General features: G+C 47.5%; 25 protein-coding genes. All 25 read right to left on the bottom strand.

Going from position 1 to position 19,961, the window contains the following annotated elements; all coding sequences use genetic code 11:
• Positions 1-10: 10 nt before the first annotated feature.
• The 25 genes from FE296_RS15955 to FE296_RS16075 all read right to left on the bottom strand — a co-directional run bounded on the left by FE296_RS15955 (position 11) and on the right by FE296_RS16075 (position 19,959).
• Positions 11-538 carry a phage baseplate assembly protein V gene (locus FE296_RS15955; protein ID WP_150365604.1) on the bottom strand — a complete coding sequence of 176 codons (528 nt, stop codon included), beginning with the start codon at positions 536-538 and terminating at the stop codon, positions 11-13.
• On the bottom strand, positions 529-1,701 hold the full coding sequence (locus FE296_RS15960) for a phage late control D family protein (RefSeq protein ID WP_190945276.1): 1,173 nt from the start codon (positions 1,699-1,701) through the stop codon (positions 529-531). Before FE296_RS15960 ends, FE296_RS15955 begins: the two co-directional genes overlap by 10 nt.
• Positions 1,694-1,912 carry a tail protein X gene (locus tag FE296_RS15965; protein ID WP_150365606.1) on the bottom strand — a complete coding sequence of 73 codons (219 nt, stop codon included), beginning with the start codon at positions 1,910-1,912 and terminating at the stop codon, positions 1,694-1,696. The genes FE296_RS15960 and FE296_RS15965 overlap by 8 nt, the downstream gene beginning before the upstream one ends.
• Positions 1,909-3,465, bottom strand: coding sequence for a hypothetical protein (locus FE296_RS15970; RefSeq protein WP_150365607.1), 1,557 nt, complete (start codon positions 3,463-3,465; stop codon positions 1,909-1,911). The genes FE296_RS15965 and FE296_RS15970 overlap by 4 nt, the downstream gene beginning before the upstream one ends.
• 146 nt (positions 3,466-3,611) lie before the next feature.
• Positions 3,612-4,679: a GIY-YIG nuclease family protein gene (locus tag FE296_RS15975; RefSeq protein ID WP_190945278.1), complete on the bottom strand. Its 1,068-nt coding sequence runs from the start codon at positions 4,677-4,679 to the stop codon at positions 3,612-3,614.
• Positions 4,680-4,693: 14 nt separating this feature from the next.
• Positions 4,694-5,848 (bottom strand): phage tail tape measure protein, encoded by a 1,155-nt coding sequence (locus tag FE296_RS15980; RefSeq protein ID WP_150365609.1) that lies wholly within the window; start codon positions 5,846-5,848, stop codon positions 4,694-4,696.
• 163 nt (positions 5,849-6,011) lie between these two features.
• Positions 6,012-6,368 (bottom strand): hypothetical protein, encoded by a 357-nt coding sequence (locus FE296_RS15985; protein ID WP_150365610.1) that lies wholly within the window; start codon positions 6,366-6,368, stop codon positions 6,012-6,014.
• A gap of 15 nt (positions 6,369-6,383) precedes the next feature.
• Positions 6,384-6,902 carry a phage major tail tube protein gene (locus FE296_RS15990; RefSeq protein WP_150365611.1) on the bottom strand — a complete coding sequence of 173 codons (519 nt, stop codon included), beginning with the start codon at positions 6,900-6,902 and terminating at the stop codon, positions 6,384-6,386.
• A 16-nt stretch (positions 6,903-6,918) separates the two neighbouring features.
• A complete protein-coding gene (locus FE296_RS15995; RefSeq protein ID WP_150365612.1) occupies positions 6,919-8,376 on the bottom strand; it encodes a phage tail sheath family protein in 1,458 nt (485 codons plus the stop codon).
• On the bottom strand, positions 8,376-8,705 hold the full coding sequence (locus tag FE296_RS16000) for a hypothetical protein (RefSeq protein ID WP_150365613.1): 330 nt from the start codon (positions 8,703-8,705) through the stop codon (positions 8,376-8,378). The genes FE296_RS15995 and FE296_RS16000 overlap by 1 nt, the downstream gene beginning before the upstream one ends.
• Complete coding sequence (locus FE296_RS16005; RefSeq protein ID WP_150365614.1) at positions 8,689-9,252, bottom strand: hypothetical protein; 564 nt, start codon at positions 9,250-9,252, stop codon at positions 8,689-8,691. Before FE296_RS16005 ends, FE296_RS16000 begins: the two co-directional genes overlap by 17 nt.
• On the bottom strand, positions 9,249-9,809 hold the full coding sequence (locus FE296_RS16010) for a phage tail protein (protein WP_150365615.1): 561 nt from the start codon (positions 9,807-9,809) through the stop codon (positions 9,249-9,251). Before FE296_RS16010 ends, FE296_RS16005 begins: the two co-directional genes overlap by 4 nt.
• Before the next feature lies 1 nt (position 9,810).
• Positions 9,811-10,152 carry a hypothetical protein gene (locus FE296_RS16015; protein ID WP_150365616.1) on the bottom strand — a complete coding sequence of 114 codons (342 nt, stop codon included), beginning with the start codon at positions 10,150-10,152 and terminating at the stop codon, positions 9,811-9,813.
• Positions 10,153-10,171: 19 nt separating this feature from the next.
• Positions 10,172-10,384: a hypothetical protein gene (locus FE296_RS16020; protein ID WP_150365617.1), complete on the bottom strand. Its 213-nt coding sequence runs from the start codon at positions 10,382-10,384 to the stop codon at positions 10,172-10,174.
• Positions 10,385-10,408: 24 nt separating this feature from the next.
• Entirely contained in the window at positions 10,409-11,455 is a 1,047-nt protein-coding gene (locus tag FE296_RS16025; RefSeq protein WP_150365618.1) for a major capsid protein, read from the bottom strand.
• Between the two features lie 15 nt (positions 11,456-11,470).
• Positions 11,471-11,866 (bottom strand): head decoration protein, encoded by a 396-nt coding sequence (locus tag FE296_RS16030; RefSeq protein ID WP_150365619.1) that lies wholly within the window; start codon positions 11,864-11,866, stop codon positions 11,471-11,473.
• A complete protein-coding gene (locus tag FE296_RS16035; RefSeq protein WP_150365620.1) occupies positions 11,866-12,960 on the bottom strand; it encodes a head maturation protease, ClpP-related in 1,095 nt (364 codons plus the stop codon). The genes FE296_RS16030 and FE296_RS16035 overlap by 1 nt, the downstream gene beginning before the upstream one ends.
• Entirely contained in the window at positions 12,960-14,642 is a 1,683-nt protein-coding gene (locus FE296_RS16040) for a phage portal protein (RefSeq protein WP_150365621.1), read from the bottom strand. The genes FE296_RS16035 and FE296_RS16040 overlap by 1 nt, the downstream gene beginning before the upstream one ends.
• Positions 14,639-14,878 carry a hypothetical protein gene (locus FE296_RS16045; protein ID WP_150365622.1) on the bottom strand — a complete coding sequence of 80 codons (240 nt, stop codon included), beginning with the start codon at positions 14,876-14,878 and terminating at the stop codon, positions 14,639-14,641. The genes FE296_RS16040 and FE296_RS16045 overlap by 4 nt, the downstream gene beginning before the upstream one ends.
• A gap of 27 nt (positions 14,879-14,905) precedes the next feature.
• Complete coding sequence (locus FE296_RS16050; RefSeq protein WP_150365623.1) at positions 14,906-16,765, bottom strand: phage terminase large subunit family protein; 1,860 nt, start codon at positions 16,763-16,765, stop codon at positions 14,906-14,908.
• Positions 16,762-17,289, bottom strand: a complete 528-nt coding sequence (locus tag FE296_RS16055) for a hypothetical protein (RefSeq protein ID WP_190945280.1) — start codon at positions 17,287-17,289, stop codon at positions 16,762-16,764. The genes FE296_RS16050 and FE296_RS16055 overlap by 4 nt, the downstream gene beginning before the upstream one ends.
• A 458-nt stretch (positions 17,290-17,747) precedes the next feature.
• Positions 17,748-18,245 carry a hypothetical protein gene (locus tag FE296_RS16060; protein WP_150365625.1) on the bottom strand — a complete coding sequence of 166 codons (498 nt, stop codon included), beginning with the start codon at positions 18,243-18,245 and terminating at the stop codon, positions 17,748-17,750.
• 307 nt (positions 18,246-18,552) lie between these two features.
• Positions 18,553-18,810 carry a hypothetical protein gene (locus tag FE296_RS16065; protein ID WP_150365626.1) on the bottom strand — a complete coding sequence of 86 codons (258 nt, stop codon included), beginning with the start codon at positions 18,808-18,810 and terminating at the stop codon, positions 18,553-18,555.
• Positions 18,811-18,835: 25 nt separating this feature from the next.
• Entirely contained in the window at positions 18,836-19,144 is a 309-nt protein-coding gene (locus tag FE296_RS16070) for a hypothetical protein (protein ID WP_150365627.1), read from the bottom strand.
• An 80-nt stretch (positions 19,145-19,224) separates the two neighbouring features.
• The gene (locus FE296_RS16075) at positions 19,225-19,959 is read right to left on the bottom strand and encodes a hypothetical protein (RefSeq protein WP_150365628.1); all 735 of its coding nucleotides are present in this window, start codon (positions 19,957-19,959) and stop codon (positions 19,225-19,227) included.
• Positions 19,960-19,961: the final 2 nt, after the last annotated feature.

A 19,961-nucleotide genomic window follows, 5' to 3' on the forward strand; every position in this document is an offset into this window, starting at 1 on the left:
ATACCCCCCCTTATATGTTCGTTCCAGACACCGTGCCTGTGACGCTCAGATTGCCGTCTATGCTCACATTGCCTTTAATGCTGGTTGTTCCCTCTAAAGCTACGGTTGTGGCCTTTAAAATTACGTTTTCGGCCTCTGCTGTTACGCTTTTGGCCTTTACAAGTACACTTTCTGGGCTTTCAAGTTCCGCGCCCCCCATGGCCTTGACCATGAGTTTTCCGGCTTCCTGATCGTAATAGACGTAACTCCCATCTTCGAAATACGTCCCTTGCTGTCCCTCTTCACCAGGCAAGTCATCGTCCGGCAACACGCCAAGACAAACGCCAGTAGACTTCCCGTTTGGGAGGAATAGACAGACAACGGTGTCTCCCACTTGCGGAAAATTGTTCGTAACCCCGAACCCTCCGGGCCTAACGCATTCCATCAATTCAGATACAGCATCTTCACGGTCGGCAAATGTGACGGTAACCATGTTGTTCTCTTGGTCAGAATAATCACACTCGCCAACCCTGATCATGTCTTCAGGTTTCATCCCCATGCTAACACCTTCCTAATCTTCACATCCGTTTGAAACGCTCCGCCGACAACCTTTTGGTCCACTGATAAAACCAGGTACTTGCCATCGAACATCCCGTAACCCTTCACCCATACAGTAACGCCGGAAGCAAGCTGCGTGTTCCCGTCCAAACTGAACGAGGCAACACCAGCGCCTTTGTTTTTCTCGCGAAGCTTGTTCTTTGCGAGCCTTTGGGCTTCGGCTACAGAAGCAACTTCCTGATTGATCCTCAATACCGGACCATCAACTCCAGGGATTCTGTATGTCGCCGTTATCGGTACCTTTTTCTTGGCTTCCTTCTTCTTGTCCGCTGCTGCTGCGATGGAGAATGTTTTGGGTGTAGGTAAGTCAGGATCAAGAGGAATGTCCGGCTTGTCGGTCTTCCCCTTTTTCTTCTTGTCCGCTGCTTTCTTTTTCTTGGCTGAAGAAACAGGAGGCTTGTAAGTGACCACACAAGCACTGTAAGCCGTGTCGGAATCGGACATTGAAAAGCTCCAACTCAGGATATTAGACTTGCCATATTCAAGTTGCATGACTGGGGTTGTCTTCTCGAACTCTGCTTCATCAAAAAGAACCAGTGACCCGGTTGTTATCTTGATCGCCACACCTTCGTCTGAACAAAGCTTGGTCAGAAAGTCCAGGTCAGTTTGTTCGTTCTGGTCCAACCTGTCGTATGTCGGATTGATCTTGATGTTATAAGACAGCTTGAGTTTGCAACGATTGGCAATCTCCTGGGCTACAGAACGGAACTTAACCTTTTCCCACCCTTTCGTCCTAACCTGTCTGAGTGCAGCCGAACCGCCTTTAGGCAGTGCTGTAGCTGTCAGGGTGACCAGGTTAGGAGGGCCGGACAGGTCAATTGATTCCAATTCAAACGATCCGCATTTGATTTTCCCTTTGTCCTTCGCCTTTTCCCAATCTGTTGTATTGACCTCAGCCACAATCCTATCACCAAGAACAGGTTTCCAGGCTTTTATCCACTTACGTTCCCTGTCGTCCAGGTTGATAGTGATTTTGTCTTGTTCACCTGGGGCAGCATCATTGTAAGAAAATCCAGTTAAGAACGCCGCCAGTTGTTGCGTGACGTTCTTCCCGGCGTATTTAACAGCAACAGTTGCCCTTCGAGCATTTTGGATACTACTCAACGCCTTCCGCCTCCGTTCTCCATGGTGGAAGGTCAGAAGCAACTTCCACCTCAAAATCAGGAACCTGAAGAACTATTCCAGCCGGGAAAATAACGTACTCAATGTAATCCGGGTTGGATTGCAGCAGTGCTGTTGTACCAGCGATGGAGCCAGTGAGCTTATACGCTATCTGGTCCCACATGTCGCCTTGAATAGTTGTGTATGTCGTCATTGCGATAAGCTCACCCGCTTTCTATCTCTTTCATATTGGGCCATGTAGTTCTTGAACTCTTGGAATCCTGTGGCGTTAGCCTGAGACAAAGTATTCTTGTCTGCATTGCCATGGATAACGATGTTCGGGGCGTATGTGACTTGCATTGGTTCAGAAGAACCGCCACCACCATAACCCATTTCTCTATTGGCAGAAGCCAAGAGAGCATGCGAACGAGGCTTGTTGTTCATCGGGATAACATACTCTGGATTTCCGCCCTCACCTATCTGAGCGATTTCAGGACCTGATACCCTTCCGCCTTTGGCGTATCCCTCAATCTCCGGTATCTTCGCCACGCTAACACCAAACGTACCTCCGCCGAGGAAATCAGGTATATCCAGGGAAATAGAGTTAATCCGGTCAATGGCTTTGTTGATCAACCGAATAACGGCGTTGATAGGTGTTGCCACCAAGCCCTTGAGCGTTCCCCAAATACCGCCGAACGTCTGGACGATACCTTCCCAAGCCGTGGACCAATTGCCCGAGAACACGCCTGTTATGAACGTGATTATGCCGCCGAAAGTATCCCACAATCCATTCACAACGTTCATGATGGTCGCTATGGCTGTTGTTACCGAATATTTAATGAGAGGCCAAGCATAATTAAACGCCGCTACCAGGCTGTCAAGAACAGGCTTTATGGAATTCCATATCGCTGTAATTAATGGCCCTATAAGGTTGACCACGTTCTGGATGTGCGGGACCATTCTTCCCCATGCAGCCAGAAATTGCGGTATTACAGACGTTCCAATGAATGTGAAGACCTGTCCGATGATCGGACCAACCTTACCAGCGATATAAGTTACGATTGGGGTCAAAGCACCAACAACCTGTTTACCTAGGTTGACAACGACTTTAGCCATCGCTGCAATCACTGGAGCCGCGAGCTTGACATTGTCACGGATAACATTGAACACGTTCATAAAGATCGTTTTCGCCTTTTCAAGAGCCGGAGCCGATGCCTTGACAAAGGATTGGACATCCTTCTTGATCTTGTCGAATCCCCCGCCTCCCCCGCCAAATAACTTCTTGAAATCGATGGCACCTATGAACTTCTTAACCTTCGGCATGACATCACCGAACCAGCTCGAAAATGCAGACAAGGCAGGCAAGGCCAGTTCCGTGATCGGGATAATAACAGAGGTGCTTATCTGTCTACCGATCCCCTTGAATGCATCTCCCATACTGCTGTACTTGATCTTGGCAATCTCATTCATCGTATCCTTGGTCTTATCAAACTGACCCCCGGCCTCACCCATGGCCTTGATCGCTGAATACTCCAGGTCTTCAAACTGCGTGCCAAATAGCGCAACACCTGCGGCGTTACGCTTAACTTTGTCATCCACTTTGGATAGGGCTTGGAAAATCTTCTGCGTCGCAAGCTTGGCGGCATCCCCGCCACCTGCGATGGCTTGTTCATACTGTACGGCATTGAGTCCCAGGGCTTCGTAACCTTCGTAACTTGTTTTAGATTGGTCCTTAGTACGGATACCAAGTTCCTTGATCGCGTCCATTTCTGTTCACATGGTGTCGCTAATACCATGCCGCCGATCGGCAGCTGTATGTTTCCATACAGATCAGACTATATCTTCATCCAAGCAATAAAAAAAGAAGGCTTGGATGCCTCCCGTTTCGAGCCGCTTGGCCCTACGTCTTTCGACTAGTCGTTGAAGGTTCTGCCCTCGTTGTATTTAAATAAAAGATCATCCATCGTATCTTTGTCAGTCACATCTTCTCTGAAAAGTTTGTATCCCCTGGTATGACGATACTTGCCTGTTAAGGCATTATATAAGTTGGAATAACTGGTCTTGGAACCGACTCGAACATCAAACCAACTTTTCAAATCAAACCACGAGTCAAACTTATAAATTTCTCCGTTTGATACGTCCACAGCATAAGAAGAGACTGATTTTGCATTTGGATGGATACTGCCTTGTCTATGATCTTTTATTACAACTGGTTCAATGATTCCGTGTTTGAATTTATGTTCAATCTCAGTTAGGACTCGGTGATCTGTGACATCTTGGCGAAAAAACATATGACCTTTAAAAGTCTTTCGACCTTTTCCGCCTCGCATGACTGCAAGAACACCGCTACGGCTCAATTTTATACCTCTCTTTTCAAATGAATCTCTTAAATCAAAAAAAGAGTTGAATTTCTCAATTAAACCAGTCGAACACTCCAAGGAATAACATATTACAGCCTTTATAGATGGATTAGCGTTACCTTTTAAGCGTCCTCTATTTGAATTACCGATCTTCTCTTTTGTGTCTATTGACATCTTAGTTCCAAATAGAGGATGGTTTATTCCGCTAACAAGGTGTCCCTTTCCATACTTAGGATTAGATTCCCCAGACCAGCTTCCGCGCTTCTTGTGGGTGACGCTGATTTTCTTCCTCGTCTCCTTTGAGAAAACCGCCCCATTCATTCCTTCGCCCCCCAAAGTCGCGTTATATCCATGCGCATCCTTGTTATGAGCAAAGGTTTTCATTTTTCCAATGAAGTGTTTTTCTCTTTCAGCAGCTTCCGCGAGTGTTTCGACTTGTTCAATTAACTCGGTATAAAATTGGTCTTTCCCATATTTCCTTATAGCTCGGCAGAGATACCTTTCGCTTGATCCACGAGATTGTTTGATATGATCATTGAATCTCGACTCATATCCCTTTGACGTGTATCCTACATATCTTTTGCCGTTCACTTTATTTGTGATTACATATATATCATACACGGAATAAATCCCCCTCAGGCAGCTTCCCTGCTGATTGTCTTCCCTAAACCAATCATACCAAACTTAATTCCTTGATGGTATCTTTTGGATGGGTTAAGACTTCCCAGCATAAAGAGAGGTTTAACGTGAGCTATACGATAACCCACCTTGTCGAGCTGGAATACCCCATCTTTAGCCCCTGCACCGAACATATCAAACATGTCCGTTGCATCATAGCCAAGCGTTTTAAAGTAAACTGAGTATTCGGAAATGCTATCTAAAAGCTCGCCGGAAGTGTTCAAACCCTGCTGTGTCCCCCGTGCCATGAGGTTAAATGCTTCGTGCTGCGATACTCCAAATTGCTTGGTCATTTGATCTGCTGCACGTATAGACTGCGTTACATCCTCACCGAACGTATCTCGGTAGGCGATAGCGTCCTTGGTGGCCTGCTGGAGTGCTGCACCGGACAAACCCGTGACTTGCTTTACCGTGGAGATGGATTGCGCCATGTCGTTCCAATTCTCGCCTAAACTTTGGCTGTACAAGTCTTTGGCGATATTCTTCATTTCCTCCAACTCTTTGTTGGACATACCTGTTGCAACTTGCATTTGGTTCATCGCTTTTTGATATTGGTCAGATGCACTAGCGATAGCGAAAGCGCCAGCACCTGCAGCAACTCCCGCCATTAATGACGGGTTGCCCAAAGCAACTATTCCTCCAGATCCACCATCATCACTGTTTTCATCGCCTCCACCACCGCCACCTCCAGGACCGCGGTTTTGGTTGATGCGCCTCATGCGTTCCTCAAGCTCTCTAATTTGACGAACATATCTTTCGATACCATCGTTAAATCTGTTATTAGGCTGACGGATACGGCTGATCGTTTCCATGGCACGTTGTATCTGGCGCAGCTCAGGCAAGACATGACCGATCTGTTGTTTCAGCTTGGTGAAATAATCGTTAGGACCAGGAATGCGGTTGATCTGCCTCATGTCCTGTTCCAGCTTAGCGGTTTCTCGCTGGAGGTTCTGTAGGAGGGTCCCGCTTATGCGTGTTCCCTCGATATCTTTTATCTGTCTCTCCAGCTTTTCAAAATCCCGTTCCACCTTGTTAAAGACCGTGTGAAACGTGGAGTCCATAGCCGCTGTCATGTCGAAATTAATCTTGTATTCCTTGCGACCTCCAGCCACTATTTATCCCCTTCTTTCTTGTCCTCAGGGCTTATGTCATTTATGGCCTTTTGCCACTGCCAAAGTTCCAGGAGTGGGCAGGACATGAAGTATTCAAATCCGCCGTTGAGGTGGTGAGAACACGAGGCGACAATTTTAAAAGCGTTTCGCCTCGGCTCATCCCCTAACCCCGCGAGAGCAAAAAACCTTGCATCTGACCCCCGAGTTCAAGAGCATCAGGTCCGTTGAGGTTGAGCATAACGTCAGGAGTGATTCCAGCAGCGCGAGCCGCCACAACCATCTGATAAGCGAAATTCGTTGCCTTGAGGATCATGGTCGCCACCTCTTGTGCAGGCAACACCTGGAGCAAGTCGCTTTCAGCAGCGATGAGGCCGCGCACATTCAGTTTGCTGTAATCAAGGTACAATTCATTGTGTACTGTGTCGCCATCCACCAAAGGTTCAGATAAGGGAAACTTAATCCCTGGTCGTTTCGCATCTTCTACTGCCTGTTCAGGTTGTTTTTTATCCAAGTCGCTCATGTGTTTACCCTCCGATTAATATCCTAAGATTTTTTTGATATCTGAATTCTGGTCCTCGCCATTGATCCGGAAGACGTAAGCGAGCTTGTCAACCTCCAGAACAGCAACGCCATCGATAAAGATTTTGATATACGTCATTTCCAATTCGGTCGTTCCGCCTGTCGACTCATTTTTAGCAAGCGAACCCAGGTTACTGTTTTTGCTGAGTCCACGGAATGTGATTTTGATACCTTCAGCAAGCACCGCACCGGATGTGTTATCCACGATCTGTTGAGCGGACCGGAATTCCAATGCAATTTGACCGGACTTCATCATGCTGAAAGCTTGCCGCACGATAACGTTCCAGTTGATGGTCAATGTCTGAGAAGCGAATTGACCAGGGGAAGGTACCTCGATAATACCCATAACCCCTGCGCCGCTGATCTCAGTTGTCAGTGTCTCAAAACCCGGAAGCTCGATATTTGCGGTTGCGAGACGGTCAGCCTTGCCTTCTTCGAAGACTGAGAAGTCGATTGTTTTCAAAGGAATTTCCATACTTCGTTAGCCTCCTTTATGCGCCGAAAAAGGCGTTCATATATGATGTGTCGTACTCGAAAATACCTTCGATTTCTTGGAAAGGTCCTGGTGGCGTGATAAAGAAGTGGAACCGTGCTTTACCTTGCATCAGGTCCGCGATTGGATTCTCTGTCTCCAGGAACTCAACACGACCCCCAAGCAGGTATCCAGAAGCGACCAAACCGTTAAGCCATATGTTTGCACCGTCCGTAACTTCTTGGACGACACGAGTGTTCATCATGTCATCAACCTTGCTCCAAAACTGAATTGCAAAGTTGTTTTCCACCCAATCGAACATGCCTCGAACCGGAATGAAACCGCGCTGCGGGTCACGGAAGTCAGGGAATGCACCAGTCCTATTTCCCCAGGCAACAATGGTACCTGTGAAGTTAATCGCGGTTACGATACCTTCGGCGTTGATTTCATCGGCAATACTCTTGCCGATAACCATTTCTGTACCATCAGAGTAAATGATTGCATCAGCCATCAAAGGCTTGTTCGATGCAGATTCAGCAGGTACACCATCGTTACTTGCGTCAGTTGCACATGCAGCGCCGGTGTATAAAGTGGACATACGATACCTGCGACCGGATCGAACCGCCATCGGGTACGTATTGATCTGGCGTTCATCTCGGTATCCATTATCCTGCTTCCACTGAGCGATGGCATTCCAGCGAACTGAAGCGTCAAGGTCAGTAACAGCACGAACCCTGAACATACCATTAAGGCTTTGTGAATTCCGAACCATAGCCGCTGCAACCATAGGCTCTTGTGAATAACCAGGAGCCGCAAGATAAGTAGGGGCATGTTGAAATCGTGGGAAAACTTCCTCCAGCAAGTCCAGTCCAGAACGGATCCCAGTTTCATCATCAGTACCGCCGATGATGTCAGTCCCGGTTACGCCAGAAGCGTCCAATTTACTGAATGCAACACTCAAGGAATTCGCATCGGCTGGAATTGTTCCCGATCCGAGAACCGAGATAACAATTTGTCCATTGGCATCGAATTTAACGCCGTAATCCGTACCGAGCGTGTATGTTGAAGCAGCATCGGCGGACTTAACAACCAGGCTGTTACGTAAAACGCCTTGCTCCTCGATTGTCACTGTCTTTTTAATGATCGGTTTGACTGAAGCAGCAACAACTTCTGTATGAACAGCCGGATCCAGAACGTTGATTAACACAATCGGGCTACCCAATTTATGCAACTCGAAATGTGAATGGATCGCCTCGGACAGCGTGAAGTTTTCGAAATCGTAAGAGAAACCAAATGCAGCAACAGCTTCGTCATATGAACGAGCCAACACCGGGACGTTGAGAGCCGATGAAGGATCATTCAACAAGTTCACCGGAGCCGTACCCACGAAAACAGGAGTGCTATACGCTGGCGGTCGTGCAGCCTGCGGCGACATCGGTTTTTCAGTGAGCGTAAAACCATGTTTTTCAATAGCCATTAGATCTCACCTCTCTTGATCATGTCTTGTAAATCTTTGTAGCATCCAGCCTCAAACGAGTCCGGTTCGTAGTTCATCGCGATGCTAGCCGACAGAGATCCCGTGAGGGGTAGCAACAATGCTCTGACTTGATAAAGCTTGTCATAAAGCGGACGTGCTCTTTCAGGGAAACCGCTCGTCATGTTTCCGGGACGGAGCTTGATGCTGGAGATTTGCGGACCCAACCACGTCCATGTTTCTTTACCTGTTGCGAACGTCTCCACTGGCGGAGATGCTGTTTTTGTAGCCGGCTTTGTCACCTTTACTTCTTTCTCATCTGGTGTAGCCATTAATAAAGTCCACCTTTCGTTCTAAAGTTGGTATCGCCCATGTGGTCATGAACTCACCAGACCAGTAAGGATAGGCTTGTTCCTCATGCAAAACAAAAGAGACGGGCCTTTGTAAATCGGCAGCCGCCCCCATTGTTCCAGTTGTTATGAAGTTCTGTCTGATCACTTGTGCCAGGTGCATAACATCCCGATACCCATCCTCGTCGTACGAATACGTGGCAATGAGGATTTTTACGGGAATATCAGCCTGCGCTTGTCCGTCTTGGTCGTATTCCGAGTCATCGACTCCGGTTGCGCGGATGATGATAAACGGGAAAACGTCCTTGGTAAGCTCCTTGTCTAATACCTGATTGTTTTTGTTGACCCCGGTGATTGTGACAGGAACAGCGGGATCGGGCGGTTGTTCTTTTGGACCTGAGATTTTTTGCGGCAAATATCCGATGTGTACATTGGGAGCCTTTTTGTTGTCTCCGATCTGCATATCTCTGGTCAATTCAATCAATCGCTCTTTCATGTAATCCAATAATTCAAGTGGCGTAAGGCTCATAGGTTAATCCTCCCTAAATTGCGTCCCAATTCGTGCATCATCCTTGTTTCAAAGGCTTCTTTCAGTACCTTTTCAGTCTCTTCTCGTACCTCTTGCTTGTTGACCATGACAGGGACAGCAGGCCCGAGCAATTCTTTGATCGGTAAGCGTTTCTTAGTCTTCCTTTCAAGGACACCGATATGGCTTCCTACCTTGGTCACAAATGCACCAGGAACGACCTTTTTGCCACCGTTTAGGATAGAGGCTTTTAGTACTTTAGGAAGCTTTTTAGGCGTTGGCTTGCTCGGGTAGGTCTTGAACCTGATCAGAGGCATAGAACCATCAGATGATACCAGCTTAGACCGCAAACTACCTGCGCTCGCTTTGCCTGCGCTGAACGTCTTGGTAATCGATGCGGCCTTGACTGTGTACTTTTCCCTCACCTTCCGAGAAGCGGCTGTACGAGCCATTTGTGTAGCTCTGTTCATGGCTGAGGCCGCTGATTTAGGGACGGAAGTCTCTACTTTCGATCCAAAGTTTCTTACTCTACGGGCATTACTTTTAATCCTGATCCTCATTTTAAAAAGTCCTGTTTGCTATCAATGAGATTTTAATGACTCCAAACTCGTTGAATGCGCCCGTAACTTCGTACTGCTGTCCGTCGACTTTGACAATATCGCCATCGGAAGGGGTGTAGGCCAAATGTTCATGGGGGATATGAACAACGGCGTTATTTACAACAACACCCTCAACCATAACAACAGGTTTACCGCTGAAATCGAATGACTCGAAGATCATCGGCAGGTTACGGGCAGTCCTCTCGTCTTTCGGATCGTTTTGCCAAGAATGAAGCTCAGCAAACTCCAGCGGATTAAAGAAAACCCTCTGGATATCTATCCTCATTTGATCCCTAAGAGACATGGACAATCACCCGCCTTTTTTAATCCTCTGTTGCTCCTCCTTCTTCAAGCTGCTTAAGGCGCTCTGCCTCAGCCTTTTTAACCCGCTCTTTTTCAGCATCAGGATTGATAATCGCCTTTGCTTTGATTAACCGTTCAAGGTCTGCCTTTTCCACACCTTTTGTCGGGAAATCAACATCCTTTTCGTACTGAACTCCATCGTGCTTGATTTTCATTGTCGTTTTATATGCCATGGTTAAATACCTCCGATTTTTTAATTACATTGCCTTAACAACGTACCAGCCATTGACGTTTTCCGGGATGCAAAGTGGCTTGGACAGCAGTTCCAATTCTCGTTTGATCGGACGTTTTTGCGTGAATACTTGCGGGTACATGTCTGTGTCTGCGTATTTCACATTACCTTCATCATCCATAACTTCGATTGCGCCGTAGTCAAACCGGAATGGTTCTCCATCAGGAAGCATTGCAAGTGTTCCCTCTGGAATATAATCAACCTCATTCCCCGCTTCATCCGTATAGGAATTGGTGTAGGACCAGATATGCAGCGCTGCTTGACGCAGGTAACCGTGATAGATAACACCATTGGGCAGGCCGTCCACTTGCTGATTCAGGTTACCGACATCAAGCGTTTCTTTCTTAGCATCGATTAAAGCGAGCAATGTTGGGTGAGTAACGATACGCTGTGCCACCTCGAATGTTGCCAGTACTTTACGGGTCGACAAACCTGAACCTTTCATAACATCCAGTTTCTTCTGTGTAAGGTATCCAACAACGTCAAACGAATCGTCAGCAAAAGAAGATGTACCGGACAGGATTTCAATGTTTTCGAATTCCCAATCAAGGATTTGAGATACACCTTCACCGATTTGTTCTGTTTTACCAGTGAACATGATTTGCGCCAATTGTTGCACTTTACGGCGGTGGATAGACGCTTTCAGATCAGCCAAATCTTGAATGATCAAATCCTCGTATCGCTCTGCTGGAGATTTAGGATTAATCAGTGTTTCGTTGACTCCTGCAACCTTCAAATCATGCTTCGAAATGATGCGAGAAGGTCTGAGCATCGCAGGTTTGAATGTCTTTGCAGACCATTTTCCACGAGCGATAACTTTACCTGGAAGTAGTTCGCTAACATATGGTGCAAGCGGACGGTTACCTTTCTTCGTTCTGATTTCCACCTCTTCTGTTTCGAACTTCGTTCCCTCTGTTGAGAAACTGTCGGTCAGGTAAGATGAATCTTGTGGGAAAGATTCCAGAGTTTGAATAAGTGTTGGAATCTCTAAAATTTCATGATAATCAGCCATTTTTATAATCCTCCCTTATTTAACGATCCGTTTTGTGATGATACCGATGCGGCGCAATGCTTGTTCATGCTGTGCCACTTTGTCAGTGCCGCCGAACTTAAGAGCATCGCGGTTAAACTCTCCGTCAAGGTAAACGGAGCAACGAGCATCCGCTGTAGTAGCATCAACGACAGTATCAGCCAGGACAGCATAGACATTCTGCGTACCATCCGTTTTAGTGGAGTCAACCGGAGCACCAACAGGTGTACCAGCGTACAAATCAGACTCAGCAAGCTGCGAAGAAACACCGACAACAGTACCGCGAGTTACAAGCCCGGAGCCAGCCTTGATGATAAAAGCCGTCATACGTTCCGATCTATCACCGCCACCTGCAAACAACTCGTCAAAACCTGGGGAAATGTACTCAGCCATTATTTACGACCTCCATTTTTGAACGCTGCTGCTTTTGCTGCCATACGAGCAGTTACAGCGTCTTTTTCTTCTTTTTTCTTCTGGTCATCGTTCTTAGCTTCCAAGTTCTCTACACCCTCTGCGCCAGAATCCTTTGCATCGTCCTTGCGGTTTTGAAGCTCGGCTCCGTTCCGCTTCATGGATGCTTCCATGAATTTGAGCGCTACACTAGCAACGTCACCGCCGTTAGCGATAGCCTCGTTCACGAAAGACTCTGCACCTGGATGCTTGGCGTAAGCTTGCAGGGCAACCACACGGTCGCGCTCTGCCTTCTCAGCATCGTTTGAAATCTGTGCGAACAAATCAGGATGTTCGGCTTTAAATTGGTTCATATCCATCTTTTTCGGTTCCTCCTTGTTTTCCGGCGTTTTCTCCGGTTGTATCGTTGTTGGTTTTTCTTGTTGTTCGCTGACCATGTTTTTAATGTCAGCCGGTGTTAACTTAGCCTGTATAAGCTTGTTTTTGATCTTGTCCATGACCTCATTAGAGAAAAGCGGTGCTGCAAAAGATGCTGCGACTTTCTCTGTTTGGGCAAACATAACTTCATCGGCTAAACCGTTGGCTACCGCTTCCTGAGCGTTGAAGAATGTTTCTTTCTTCATCAAACCCATGATTTCCTCACGGCTTTTCCCGGTTTTTTGCTCGTAAGCGTTAATGATTCCTTCGTCTACACTGTCCAGCATTTGCCCAGCCTGATCCATTTGATCCTTGTTGCCACGCGCCACGCTTAACGCCCTGTGGATCATAACCTGCGCTGTTGGTGACATTAGCACAGTGTCAGCTCCACACATTCCTACAGACGCAGCACTGGCAGCAACTCCCACAACCTTAGCGACTGTTTTTCCGGTGTACTCCCTTAGAGCTGTGTAAATCTCTGACCCCGCCCAAACATCACCACCAGGAGAGTTAATATATACCTCAACGTCCTGTCCGGCTGCCTGTTCAAGTTGTTTGGAAACTGATCGAGGTGTGACATGATCCATATCGAACCATTCATATAACCATGCATCATCGTTGGAAATGATAGCCCCAAACATATTAATCCTAATCGCCATTAGTTTTGTTCACCCCCTTCCCCGTCTTCATCGTCGTTGTCCTCATCGTCTATATTTGATGGTTCAGAAGGCGTTGCAGGTGCAGCGCCCTCTGTTAATCCAAGTTCTTTCAGGCGCTTTTTCTCGTAGGATCGTTGTTGGACGTTGTCCTCCCACGATCCACCGTTGATCTCGGCTGTCTCCCTGGTAGCGGTGGAAAGGTTGTTCTCCATACGCATGACTGAGGCTTGCACTTCCTTGGTTGGATCGAGCAACCCCTGGCTCGGACCATGCCATTCAGCTTTTGTGTACGCAGCAAAAATAGCCGGATCATCAAAGATTCCCGGCGCACTTATACGTCCTTTTGCTACAGCCTCAACAAACCATTCCTCATAGATCGGTTGACAAAAATTCTTTGACAACCAGGCGCGGCGCATGCGGTACATTTTCCAAGCTTCCAGGAGCGCGCCGCGAGAAGCGGAGTAAGAGCTGGTGAACTGCTTTGTCAAAATCTCATACGGAAGTTCCAGCGCCGCTGCTATTTGCTTAAGCAACGCCCGGACAAACGCCTCGTAGTTCGGGTTTGGTCGGGTAGGGTCTGCAAACTTAACATCCTCACCCGGATCGGTGCGGACGATAGCTCCAGCTCCCATTTTCAACTCGTTGCCTGTAGCATCTGGCCTTTCCTGCGCCTCCGGTAATTCATCCATCGGCATACCTACCGTTTCAAACGGATCATCTCCGTCATCCTCGGTTGGGGTTGTAATAAATACGGTGTACATTGACGTGACCACCGCGGCGGTCAACTCAGCGTGGGTGTATTGCTCCAGCAGCTTCAAGGATTCAATGATCGGAGACACCACGGGGATACCACGGCGCTGTCCAGGCCGTTCGGACTCGAACAGGTGGATAACGTTCACCCTTCCGGTCTTGGAACCGTATTTTTGCACCCTCTGCCAGTCATTTGCCCCGGTCAGATTGTATCCACTGGCTCCAGGATGTCGATTGCTAAAATGATACGCGACAACCATCCCGTCACTATCTACCTCCACGCCGGATTGAATCTTGTTTCCATCGGTGTTGGCGCTGCTGTTCGGTGTGTCACAGCGGTCAGCCTCAATCAAATTCACTTTGAGGTCATAAACCGACCACTTACGAGGCAGAAACGGCATAAGCGCGAACACATCACCGCTCATAAGGGTCGAGATAAAGGCCAGGGCTTGAAGCTCATAGAAGTCATTGACCCCGGCTGCATCACATTTGGTTGTCTCAGCCCACAACGCCCATTCACTTTGAATGGACCGGCGCAATTCCTCGGCCTGTTGTTCATCCAATCCCAACCTCTCAGCATCAAAAGCAGGGCTGAGTTTGAGTCCGGTACCAACAATGTTTGTACGTAAACCCTTATGGGCAGCGGCGACGATATCGGAACCCATGTGCAAGTCCCTGGAACGTTCGCGCAGGGTCTTAACATTCTTGTGGATATCCGTATCGGCATCCCCTGCCTTCGCTCCCCAAAAGAACATATTCTTTTTGGTGCGACTGGCTCCATGCTTTCCGTAACCTCTACCATTACTTCCGGCACTGTAGTTGTTCGTCACCTTACGGATGGCCTGTTGTCTGACAATTTCTGTACGTGCTATTTCGCGCCTAGCAGCTACACCAGGAGCGAAGGCTGCAATTGCTTTGTCGATAATATTCATGAGTCAACAGGGTACAACGATGATGTGCGAGAGCGGCGTTTCCCTCCATTTTCGTAAGCGTCAATGATCCTTCTATATCTCCGCTTCATCATCTGGATTTCCTCCATACTGGAGTACGTCACACCTCTACCACTAATGTTATAGCTGGCACCTGCTGAACGAGCGTCCTCGGCTTCTGACCACATTTGGTATTTCCGCTTTGCGTCCTCGTATGCTTCCAATGTAATCTTTCGCATTTTCCCTTTTCACCCCCTTATTTTGGTCTACACTCCACTAGAAACCATGCCGCCTTTTTTCTTTTTCGGCTGCTTCCGTCCTGCTCCTGGTTTACTCGGATCAGGCAAAGGAAGGTTAAAGTTAGGGTTTGCCATCTCGATTGCTGCTCGGTTATAAACCGCAAGGTCAAGTGCCTCGTTTCGTGCCCTTGTTTGCACCCATGCAGTATATGGTTTTCCGCCCTTGTACCTCGTAACAAGCTGCTCCGCTGTCATTTGCTTGAAATATTCCTCGTCATAAACGAACGGATCGGGATTGTCGGGGTGAGGCAGAGGGAAACGACACGAACCAAGCTCTCCAGGATCGAGGCTGAGGGACGCAAAAACTGCCGCCTTACCTTCGGATACCCCAACACGAATAACTGTCGCTTTCGGGACGTTGTTCGTGCTGAACCCGTTCAGTAGCGGGGTCTGTGTTCCGTCTCCGGCTTCCTCGCCCTTCAAGGCGTAAACGTTCAATGCTTGCAGCGGCCTGCAAAACTTGTACACCCTCAAAGTGTGGTGCCCCCCGGAGTCTATCAGCGTTCGAACAGATCTGAATGGCCTGCCCTCTGCATCGTGCCACGTCCTGGAGAGAAATTCCCGTAGCTCCTGCCAGACTTGCGGTTGATTGAGGTCGCCAGGGATGATGTGGCGCTGTATTCTCCAGCTTGTGAAGCCTGAACCCCACCCAACTACATCAATTTCAAAGCGTGTATCCTGCGTATCGACCCCGATTGTCAGGAATTTAACCCCTTCCGGCACCCTTGCGCGGTACATTTCGCGGCGATTAAGAAGGATTTCGTGTTCAAGCTTCTGCCCTTCTTCCTCCCAAAGCTCTGCCAAAACCGTATTTATGAAGACTTTTACGGCTTGTTTCCCCTTCTTATTTGCCGCTACCCACTCCGCTACTGCCATTTTCCATGTGTAATTGATGGTTGCAGCGAGTGCGGAAAGGTGAAATCCACGAGTTGTGGCGTGTTTTTTCTCGGCTATCCACTGAGTACGATCCGCATAATCTCGCTTCCACTCGTGTTCATGGTGCATTGCCCCGCATTCCTCGCAAGCGTGTGTCACTTCTGTACACTGGCTCGTTTCTTCATCGTAGGTGTATTTCATCCGTTGCCAACTCAGCGTTTGAAGGTGGTCGCAGCTCGGACACATGAAGTGCAGGCGCTCTTTGGTGCTGTCTTCATACTGCTTCTCAATCTCCGAGTGATCTTTGGTTGTTGGAGTGGAAACGAAAATCATTTTCCTGTTGTAAAAGGTTGTCGTCCGCTTAAAAGCAAGATCGATAGGCGAACCCTCGTTTCCTGCCGATGCTGCGAAACGGTCAACCTCATCCGCTAGTAGGATTCTGATCGGTTTGGATGCCAAAGAAGCCGGAGCATTTGACCCAGCTATATTTATCCGTCCGCCTTTGAAGCTTTTGTAATAAATAGTGTTCCTGCTGTCTCGCGTCTTGGCGGTTGTAAACAGCCTGTTGAGTTGTGGCGAGTCCCGATACATCGGCATGAGTCGGTCATTAGAGAAATCCTTGGCGACCCCTAGGTCCGGTTGAACCATCATGATAGGCGAAGGATCGTGACCAGTGTAATATCCAATGACATTGAGTTGAAAGGCTGTTTTACCAAGCTGCGCTCCCATCATTAAGACAACTTTCTCAACGGTGGGGTCAGATACAGCATTCATCGGCCCAACCATGTAAGGGACACGATCAGTACGCCATGGACCTTTTTCCGCCGAGTCCTCAGCAGACAAAACCCTGTGCTCATCCGCCCAATCCGTTAGGTGTAAAGGTTCAGGCGGAGCCACAAGGTACATCGTTTCCTTCAATAATCCGAGCGTTTGCCGTTTACCTGCATTCACTCTGCATCACCACCAGAGCCGTTCAACGGATCGTACTTGGATAGAGCGACCAAAGCTGAGGTTATTCGTTGTTCCAGCATTGTCCTAATCTCTTTTTCGTCTGTCATGTACGTTAACTTAGCAGCAATGGACGGAGGCAAAACCATGAGCATTCCGCGGAAATTAACCAGCAGGTCGCCCCACGCCTCCTGCACATCTTTGGTGCTGTGAAGGTTCTTCCGCTTTTCCTCCAGTTCCAACATGGCAATCTCTTTCTTGATCTGCTCATGCTGGGCTTTCTCGTCGTTGTAACTTATCTTCCCTTCCTCCGCCACGCCTGTAACGTGATTGATGTAAGCCTTGATCGTTGGGCCGAGCAGGTATTTACCTCTCGATATCTGGCTCAAAACTCCATCCCTCGTAAGCTGCGCAACCCACTGTGTTGTTTTACCAATACAAGCAGCAATATCGGAGGTTCCAACGATGGCTTCAGAGGATATTTTTTTTTCAATTTCTTTCGAGGGCTGTTTCCTTTTCTTCGTCATCTTACTTTCTGTTTTGAGCGCCATATTCACACACCTCGTCAGACCGATTTTAAGGCGGTTTTCAGGCCGCGCATTAGATGAAGGTAAATTTATATTGATTAGATATAAAAAAGGCGCTCATGACCTAATTATCGGCCTGTGAACGCCTTTCAAGTGAAAGTGATTTTGAAATTTAAAAACTGGCGGTATTTTGGGCTCGCAAGCACCCGCACTCATTTCCCAGCTCCAGAGGGACCCAAAGTTCTCAAAACCTCGGACGTTTCCTGAATTTCTCAGGCAAAATGCTATCAACTGAACCAATAATCTTGTCGTGTTTTCTACAAAGCATCCTCGCTGTTGGCTTGGCATAGGGCATGGGGTCAAGCTCAACAGGTTCGTTACAGAAGAAGCATAGAGGGACGCTGGTGTTATTGATGAGTACGTATTGAATCATTGATCTATCCTTACATCCTCACCTCTCAGAACAATGTGTTGGATGCGTTGGTTATCAACTGATCAGGTGAAACAATGATAACCTCGACACTATCTGTAACGGATGTGCTACCTAGCTGTACACGCCTGTATGCATGTTCCATAGTCTCGCCTGGCCTAACTTCTACAGGTGACCACTTATATCGACCTATATCACATCTGGCTATGGTGAACAGCAGCTTGAGTGCCCAATACTTAATCGGTGTACGTGTCTCGATGAGGTACATGATTGCAGCCTGCGCATCTGCCTGGTCTATATCAGGGTATAGATTGCCACGCTTGATATCCATGAGCCTATCCATAATAGCTGTGTTAATGGTCATATCGCTTAGCGTTACACTATGTGTGTATGAATAAGGCAGTGGTATAGTTACCTCTCCAGATATAGGCACTTCAGTAGGCCGATATACTTCGAACTCTCCACCATGAGCCATAACATTATTTATGAGTATCTTCAGTGGCACTTTGTATGGTTCAAATGGCATTTAAATCACAGTCCTTTTTGTTTAATAAAAAACACCCGCTTTTTATACGAGTGTTTATGCATGGATTGGATATGCAGTTGGTGATTCTCTTATATATATCTTTATATCTTTTATTCTTTTATTTCTTTTTTCTTTCTTGGGGGTATAATCGTCCACCACTAGAGGGGTACAATTGTCCACCACTAAGTATATTTTCATGGTGTTATTTAGTGGTGTATGATTGTCCACCACAAATATTCATGAATCTGCATAAAACATGAATAAAGTGTATAACAAGTCCATCATTTTTCGACGGATTCAATTATCTTCATTTACTCATGGCCCTATAAAACTCAAGTGCTTCCTTGTCGACCTCAAGGGACTTTTTCTGAACCTCAATGGAACGCTGAGACAATTCCTCATTGCGCTTGTTCAGTTCTTTTGTTTGTTGCAGCAGTTCCGTGCTTTCATTGTAGTATTCGATCCTTTCCAGGCGTTCGATCGAAAACAATATTCCGGAGATGAACCAGCAGACGACGGTTGCAAAGATTACACCTGTCAGCACATGTTGTCTGTACTCTTTCATGCTCTTCACCTCTTCATGTAATTTGTTAGCAAGTGCTGCGAGCGGTAGCCCGGACTTTAGGGAAATACGTCCGTTTCGGCATGTTGAATTTGGCTTTGAAATACGGAGTTTCCAGCGCGAACGACGGTACTTCTGGAGTGCTGATATACTCCATGTATTCCTCTTTCATTTCTAAAATACCCGCCGCCATCCTGCGAAGGCGTTCCAACTCCACGTCGTAATAGTCCACAAGTGGTTGTAAAGCGACCAACAAGGCTTTCTCTAACTCCCTCATTGATTGCCTGAGATTTTCAAATGCTTCCCCGACCGTGATGTCTGCTCTGATAACCTCCATTCCTACACCTCCGATATTTAAGGGTACGCCCTACTTCGCCGCCACCTCTAACAGCTTTTCAGGTATAGATTTACCCTGGTTTAGTTACTCCACAATTCCACCTTAACTTTAGATGTCTTGATGTATCGTTCTGGTTGTTCTGCTGGAAGTCCCAAAGGACTCAGACGAGCTGTGCAAATGTATTCTCCTGGTGTAAGTAATCCGGTTATCTCTTCATATGCTCCCACTTGATCGTCATTCATTACCAGTACAAATTGTCTTTCCTGTGCCGCGTTGTACTGTTTTCCTGTGAGCAACACCAAGGAAATGTTCTTTCTGTTCTGTCCTTCGTCGCCTGCAAGACCAACCGTGTGCAGTGCCATTTTGATAGGTCTGTCCACATTTCCACCTGCTCCTGCTGAACGATAAATCCTGATCACCGCACCAGCTCCCGATGTGTTGGACTGCAACATTGTGATGCCTGCGGTGCTGTCGGATGTCTTTATGCCTATTTGCGCTGTCTGCCATGTGTTCCCGGCGAACTGCAACGACTCAAGCGTGAATTTAATCGCTGTAAACTTGGTCGGATCGAACTTTACCTTGGTGCGAATATCTGCGTATGAGTTGTTGGTCCGTGGAGCTGTGACAGTCATTTCACCTCTGCCTGGCAATGGTTCGAATGTCGTACCAGCTCCCACAACCTCCGTAGCGTCCGCCGCAAGCTTGGTAGCCGTTTCTAGCCACGCTGGGATTGTACCGTCTGTGAAATCAGCCACCAAAGACTTGTACACCTTACCGTATGGGATTAATTTGCCATCAGGTCCAGTAATATGCATGA

It is taken from the genome of Paenibacillus sp. UASWS1643, from assembly GCF_008693195.1.
Taxonomy (GTDB): Bacteria; Bacillota; Bacilli; order Paenibacillales; family Paenibacillaceae; genus Paenibacillus; species Paenibacillus amylolyticus_B.

Coding starts and splice junctions, on each gene's coding strand:
- FE296_RS16010 (WP_150365615.1), bottom strand. CDS start 9,809: ATGAGGATCAGGATTAAAAGTAATGCCCGTAGAGTAAGAAACTTTGGA.
- FE296_RS16035 (WP_150365620.1), bottom strand. CDS start 12,960: ATGGCGATTAGGATTAATATGTTTGGGGCTATCATTTCCAACGATGAT.
- FE296_RS15985 (WP_150365610.1), bottom strand. CDS start 6,368: ATGAGCGACTTGGATAAAAAACAACCTGAACAGGCAGTAGAAGATGCG.
- FE296_RS15995 (WP_150365612.1), bottom strand. CDS start 8,376: ATGGCTATTGAAAAACATGGTTTTACGCTCACTGAAAAACCGATGTCG.
- FE296_RS15970 (WP_150365607.1), bottom strand. CDS start 3,465: ATGGACGCGATCAAGGAACTTGGTATCCGTACTAAGGACCAATCTAAA.
- FE296_RS15965 (WP_150365606.1), bottom strand. CDS start 1,912: ATGACGACATACACAACTATTCAAGGCGACATGTGGGACCAGATAGCG.
- FE296_RS16015 (WP_150365616.1), bottom strand. CDS start 10,152: ATGTCTCTTAGGGATCAAATGAGGATAGATATCCAGAGGGTTTTCTTT.
- FE296_RS16060 (WP_150365625.1), bottom strand. CDS start 18,245: ATGCCATTTGAACCATACAAAGTGCCACTGAAGATACTCATAAATAAT.
- FE296_RS16005 (WP_150365614.1), bottom strand. CDS start 9,252: ATGAGCCTTACGCCACTTGAATTATTGGATTACATGAAAGAGCGATTG.
- FE296_RS16020 (WP_150365617.1), bottom strand. CDS start 10,384: ATGGCATATAAAACGACAATGAAAATCAAGCACGATGGAGTTCAGTAC.
- FE296_RS16025 (WP_150365618.1), bottom strand. CDS start 11,455: ATGGCTGATTATCATGAAATTTTAGAGATTCCAACACTTATTCAAACT.
- FE296_RS15955 (WP_150365604.1), bottom strand. CDS start 538: ATGGGGATGAAACCTGAAGACATGATCAGGGTTGGCGAGTGTGATTAT.
- FE296_RS16065 (WP_150365626.1), bottom strand. CDS start 18,810: ATGAAAGAGTACAGACAACATGTGCTGACAGGTGTAATCTTTGCAACC.
- FE296_RS16045 (WP_150365622.1), bottom strand. CDS start 14,878: ATGCGAAAGATTACATTGGAAGCATACGAGGACGCAAAGCGGAAATAC.
- FE296_RS16000 (WP_150365613.1), bottom strand. CDS start 8,705: ATGGCTACACCAGATGAGAAAGAAGTAAAGGTGACAAAGCCGGCTACA.
- FE296_RS16030 (WP_150365619.1), bottom strand. CDS start 11,866: ATGGCTGAGTACATTTCCCCAGGTTTTGACGAGTTGTTTGCAGGTGGC.
- FE296_RS15990 (WP_150365611.1), bottom strand. CDS start 6,902: ATGGAAATTCCTTTGAAAACAATCGACTTCTCAGTCTTCGAAGAAGGC.
- FE296_RS16070 (WP_150365627.1), bottom strand. CDS start 19,144: ATGGAGGTTATCAGAGCAGACATCACGGTCGGGGAAGCATTTGAAAAT.
- FE296_RS16040 (WP_150365621.1), bottom strand. CDS start 14,642: ATGAATATTATCGACAAAGCAATTGCAGCCTTCGCTCCTGGTGTAGCT.
- FE296_RS16055 (WP_190945280.1), bottom strand. CDS start 17,289: ATGACGAAGAAAAGGAAACAGCCCTCGAAAGAAATTGAAAAAAAAATA.
- FE296_RS16075 (WP_150365628.1), bottom strand. CDS start 19,959: ATGCATATTACTGGACCTGATGGCAAATTAATCCCATACGGTAAGGTG.